General features: G+C 72.3%; 4 protein-coding genes and 1 pseudogene. All 5 read left to right on the forward strand.

The window, feature by feature from the left end; all coding sequences use genetic code 11:
* Positions 1–843: pseudogene (locus GA0115240_RS17150) on the forward strand (citrate/2-methylcitrate synthase); the annotation flags it as partial.
* 153 nt (positions 844–996) lie between these two features.
* Complete coding sequence (locus GA0115240_RS17155; RefSeq protein ID WP_093737541.1) at positions 997–1962, forward strand: quinone oxidoreductase family protein; 966 nt, start codon at positions 997–999, stop codon at positions 1960–1962.
* A 212-nt stretch (positions 1963–2174) separates the two neighbouring features.
* On the forward strand, positions 2175–3074 hold the full coding sequence (gene htpX / locus GA0115240_RS17160; RefSeq protein ID WP_093737542.1) for a zinc metalloprotease HtpX: 900 nt from the start codon (positions 2175–2177) through the stop codon (positions 3072–3074).
* Positions 3074–3625 carry a PspA-associated protein PspAB gene (locus GA0115240_RS17165; RefSeq protein WP_093737543.1) on the forward strand — a complete coding sequence of 184 codons (552 nt, stop codon included), beginning with the start codon at positions 3074–3076 and terminating at the stop codon, positions 3623–3625. The genes htpX and GA0115240_RS17165 overlap by 1 nt, the downstream gene beginning before the upstream one ends.
* A gap of 70 nt (positions 3626–3695) precedes the next feature.
* Positions 3696–4136 (forward strand): nitroreductase family deazaflavin-dependent oxidoreductase, encoded by a 441-nt coding sequence (locus tag GA0115240_RS17170; protein WP_093737544.1) that lies wholly within the window; start codon positions 3696–3698, stop codon positions 4134–4136.
* The last annotated feature ends 245 nt before the right edge of the window (positions 4137–4381 follow it).

The following is a 4381-nucleotide window of genomic DNA, read 5'->3' on the forward strand; positions in this document are numbered from 1 at the left end:
GCTGCGGACCGCGCTGTCGCTGACCGGCGCCGCCGCCGGATTCCGCCCGCTGTACGACATCGACCCGAAGCGGCGCAGGGCCGACGCGCTGGCCGCCTGCGCCGCCGTACCCACGCTGCTCACCGCGCTGTACCGGCTCGGGCAGGGCCTCGAACCGGTCGAGCCGCGCGAGGACCTGCCGCACGCGGCGAACTACCTCTACATGCTGACCGGGCGGGAGCCGGATCCGGCCACGGCGCGGGCGATCGAGCGCTATCTCATCTCCACCGTCGACCACGGTTTCAACGCCTCCACCTTCACCGCCCGGGTGATCGCCTCCACCGGCGCCGACCTCGCCGCCTGCCTGGTCGGCGCGATCGGCGCGCTGTCCGGACCGCTGCACGGCGGCGCGCCCAGCCGCGCGCTGGACACCCTGGACGCCATCGGCACCCCCGACGGATCGACGGCTGGCTGCGGGAGCACATCGGGGCCGGCGACCGGATCATGGGCTTCGGCCACCCCGTCTACCGCACCGAGGACCCGCGCTCGCGGCTGCTCAAGGGCATCGCGCGGAGTTTCGGCGGGGACCTGGTGGACTTCGCGGTGCGGGTCGAGGAATCCGCCGAGGCCGTGCTCGCCGAGCTCAAGCCCGGCCGTGACCTGCACATCAATGTGGAGTTCTTCGCCGGGGTGGTGATGGAGCTGTGCGGGCTGCCGCGCGAGATGTTCACGCCGACCTTCGCCGCCGCGCGGGTGGTCGGCTGGAGCGCCAACATCCTGGAGCAGGCCGAGGACAGCAAGATCATCCGTCCGGCGGCCCGGTACGTCGGTCCGGCGCCGGCGCGGCCGGTGCCGGTCGGCTGACGCCGGGGGCATGCCGCGGATCCTGCTTCCGGGTCCTGCGGGTCCTGCCTTGAGGCTTGCCGTCGGGACTATGCCCCATACCGACTAGTCGGTAATCTCTGCGGAGAGGTCCTCCCGGCCGGGAGGACCGTGTCTGCCGCGGAGGAGCCCAGCGTGCGCGCCATCCAGATCACCGAGTTCGGCGGCCCCGAGGTACTGCACGAGGCCGAAGTGCCGGATCCGGTGGCGGGTCCCGGCGAGCTGCTGATCCGGGTCGACACCGCGGGCGTCAACTACGCCGACACCCACACGGTGGAGAACTCCTACCTCACGCGCTCCCCGCTGCCCATGGTGCCCGGCGGCGAGGTGGCCGGCCACACCCCCGACGGGCGCCGGGTGGTCGCGCTGCTGCCCGGCAACGGCGGCTACGCCGAGCAGGCCGTCGCCCCGGAGCAGCTCGCGGTCGACATACCGGAGGGTGTCACCGACGCCCAGGCGCTGGCGGTGGTCGTACAGGGCCTCACCGCCTGGCACCTGCTGCGCACCTCCGCCCGGCTGGCACCCGGCGAGAGCGTCGTGGTGCACGCGGCGGCCGGCGGCACCGGCTCGCTCGCCGTGCAGCTCGCCAAGGCCTACGGCGCCGGCCGGATCATCGCCACCGCCTCCTCCAAGGACAAGCGCGAGCTCGCCCTGGAACTCGGCGCCGACATCGCGATCGACGGCGGCCCGGACGGACTCAAGGAGCGCCTGATCGAGGCCAACGGCGGCAGCAAGGTGGATGTCGTGCTGGAGATGACCGGCGGCCCGGTCTTCGACGCCTCGCTCGCCGCGCTGGCACCCTTCGGCCGGCTCGTCACCTACGGCATGGCGTCCCGGACCCCGGCCACCCCGCTGCAGGCCGCCCAGCTGATGGGGCGCTCGCGCTCGGTCGTCGGCTTCTGGCTCGCCCACTGCGTGGGCCGCCCCGGGATGTACCGCGAACCGGTCGCGGAACTGCTCACCATGATCGGCGAGGGCCGCCTCAGGCCGCAGCTCGGCGGGGTCCACCCGCTGGCCGAGGCCGCCCGCGTCCACGAGGACCTCCGGGCGCGCCGCACCATCGGCAAGCTGGTGCTCGACGTGACCAGCTCAGGGGCCTGACGGCGTCCCCGCCCCCCGGACGGGCGACGCGCAGGAGGTCACACCGGCCCGAGAAGGGTAAAACTCCGGATAAGCACCCGGAGAGCGGAACCCCTCGGGCGGTGCCCGTCGTTGCAACCATTGGGTGGATACAGCACCAAGGCTGGGTCCGCCCACGGAGCACGACGGGTCGCGGCCGGCGGCCCGCGCCCCGCACGACTCGGGAGGGGCACATGAACCGTAACCGCTTCGCGCCAGACCGGGGACTGACGACCCGGATGGTCGTCACGATGTTCCTGATCGGACTGCTGTACGTCGTCTTCGTCGGCGCGCTGCTGGTCCTGCTGCAGGGATCCTGGCCGATCATCCTGGTGATCGCCGGCATCCTGTTCATCGCCCAGTTCTGGTTCAGCGACCGCATCGCCGCCTTCAGCATGGGCGCCCACGAGGTCACCCCCGAACAGGCACCGGAGCTGCACGGCGTGGTGGACCGGATCTGCGCGCTCGGCGACCTGCCCAAACCGAGGGTCGCCATCGCCGACTCCGACGTGCCGAACGCCTTCGCCACCGGCCGCAACCAGAAGAACACCCTGGTGTGCGCCACCACCGGCCTGCTGCGGCGGCTGGAGCCCGACGAACTGGAAGGCGTCATCGCCCACGAGCTGTCCCACGTCGCGCACAAGGACGTGGCCGTGATGACGATCGCCTCCTTCCTGGGCATCCTGGCCGGTGTCGTCACCCGGATCGGACTGTGGGGCGGCTTCCGGCGGGCCCGCGATCCCGGCACCGCGGCCCTGGTGATCCTGGTGCCGCTGATCAGCGCGGTCGTCTACATCATCAGCTTCCTGCTCACCCGGATGCTGTCGCGCTACCGCGAGCTGTCCGCCGACCGCAGCGCGGCGCTGCTCACCGGCCGCCCCTCCTCGCTGGCCTCCGCGCTCACCAAGGTCAGCGGCCAGATCGCCGCCATCCCGACCCGGGACCTGCGCAAGGTCGAGCCCTTCAACGCGTTCTTCTTCGCGCCCGCCCTGACCAACGGCCCGTCCATCTCCCGGCTGCTGTCCACCCACCCCAGCCTCGAACAGCGCCTGGAGCAGCTCGGCCGGATCACCCTCGAACTGGACCGCCGCTGATGGGTCTGCTGGACGTACTGCTGGGCCGCACCAAACCGGTCCGCCCCGACCTCGACCAGCTCTTCGGCCTGAGCTCCGCCGCCATCACGCTGGAGGCGGCCAGCGAGCTGCGGCCCACCGGGCTGGGCTCGGTCTGCTTCGCCGCGGTCGAGGGCGGCGCCTTCGCCGAGATGCGGCAGGATCTGGACGCGCTGCTGTCGGTCGAGGCCACGCAGGACGCCTACGGCTACACCTGGCTGCTGGCCCGGCACGACCCGGCCGCGGTCACCGATCTCGTCACCGATCTGCACGCGGTGAACTCCGCCCTGGAGGAGCACGGCTTCGGACCGCAGCTGCTGTGTTCGCTGGTCGGCTTCAAGGACCCGGCCGGCCGTTCGCTGGCGCTGGTCTATCTTTACAAGCGGGGGAGTTTCTACCCGTTCGCCCCGCTGCCCGGTGAGAAGCGGGACAGCGCGCTGGAGCTTCAGATCAAGGCGCTGGTCGGCAACGATCTCCGGTTGGAGAACGACCTGTCGCGCTGGTTCCCGGTCTGGGGCGCCCCGGGTCTGTGACCCCCCGGGCGGGGCAGACGGGCACAGGGTGGCGACCGTCGCCGACCACAGACGTCCTGGAGGCACGTGCATGACCCTTTACGACCCGGCCACCGTCAAGATCAGCCCCGAGCCCTGGGTGGCCGAGCAGGCCCGCCGCTACGAGGAGTCCGACGGCACCGAAGGCACCGATTTCCGGGGCTCCCCCTGCCTGCTGCTCGACTACCGCGGCCGCGTCAGCGGTGACTGGCGCCGCACCGTGCTGATCTACGGCCGTGACGGCGACGACTACCTGATCGTCGCCTCCAAGGGGGGCGCGCCCCAGCACCCCAAGTGGTTCCCCAGCCTCCAGGAGCACCCCGAGGTCCATCTGCGGGTGCTGGGCGAGCGGTTCGCGGCGCGCGCCGAAGTGCTGTCGGCGCAGGAGAAGGCCCGGGTGTGGCCGCATCTGGTCGAGGTGTACCCCCCGTACGAGGACTACCAGCAGAAGACCGACCGGGACATCCCGGTCATCAGGCTCAGCCGGATCTGAGGCCGGTGCCGGTGCGGGCCTCACGGTCCGCGCCCGCTGTCGGTAAGGGGCGCCCATCACTGGAGGGGCGCCCCTTACCGTTGCCGGGCGCGGGCGGGCTCCCCGCGGCCCTTCTCCCTGCAGCCGGCGCACCGCGGCCCGGCCGCCGGCCGGCCCGTCGATCTGTGGCCGGTGCGGCCGCCGTCTGCCGTTGACGTTGCCGTTGCCGTCGCGGTCGCCGTCGCGTCGCGGTCCCGGCCGGCGTC

Origin of the sequence: Streptomyces sp. DvalAA-14 (assembly GCF_900091855.1) — a bacterium.
In the GTDB taxonomy this organism is placed as follows: Bacteria; Actinomycetota; Actinomycetes; order Streptomycetales; family Streptomycetaceae; genus Actinacidiphila.

Excerpts from the sequence above, each read along its gene's own strand:
- htpX (WP_093737542.1), top strand. The coding sequence starts at position 2,175 with ATGAACCGTAACCGCTTCGCGCCAGACCGGGGACTGACGACCCGGATG.
- GA0115240_RS17165 (WP_093737543.1), top strand. The coding sequence starts at position 3,074 with ATGGGTCTGCTGGACGTACTGCTGGGCCGCACCAAACCGGTCCGCCCC.
- GA0115240_RS17170 (WP_093737544.1), top strand. The coding sequence starts at position 3,696 with ATGACCCTTTACGACCCGGCCACCGTCAAGATCAGCCCCGAGCCCTGG.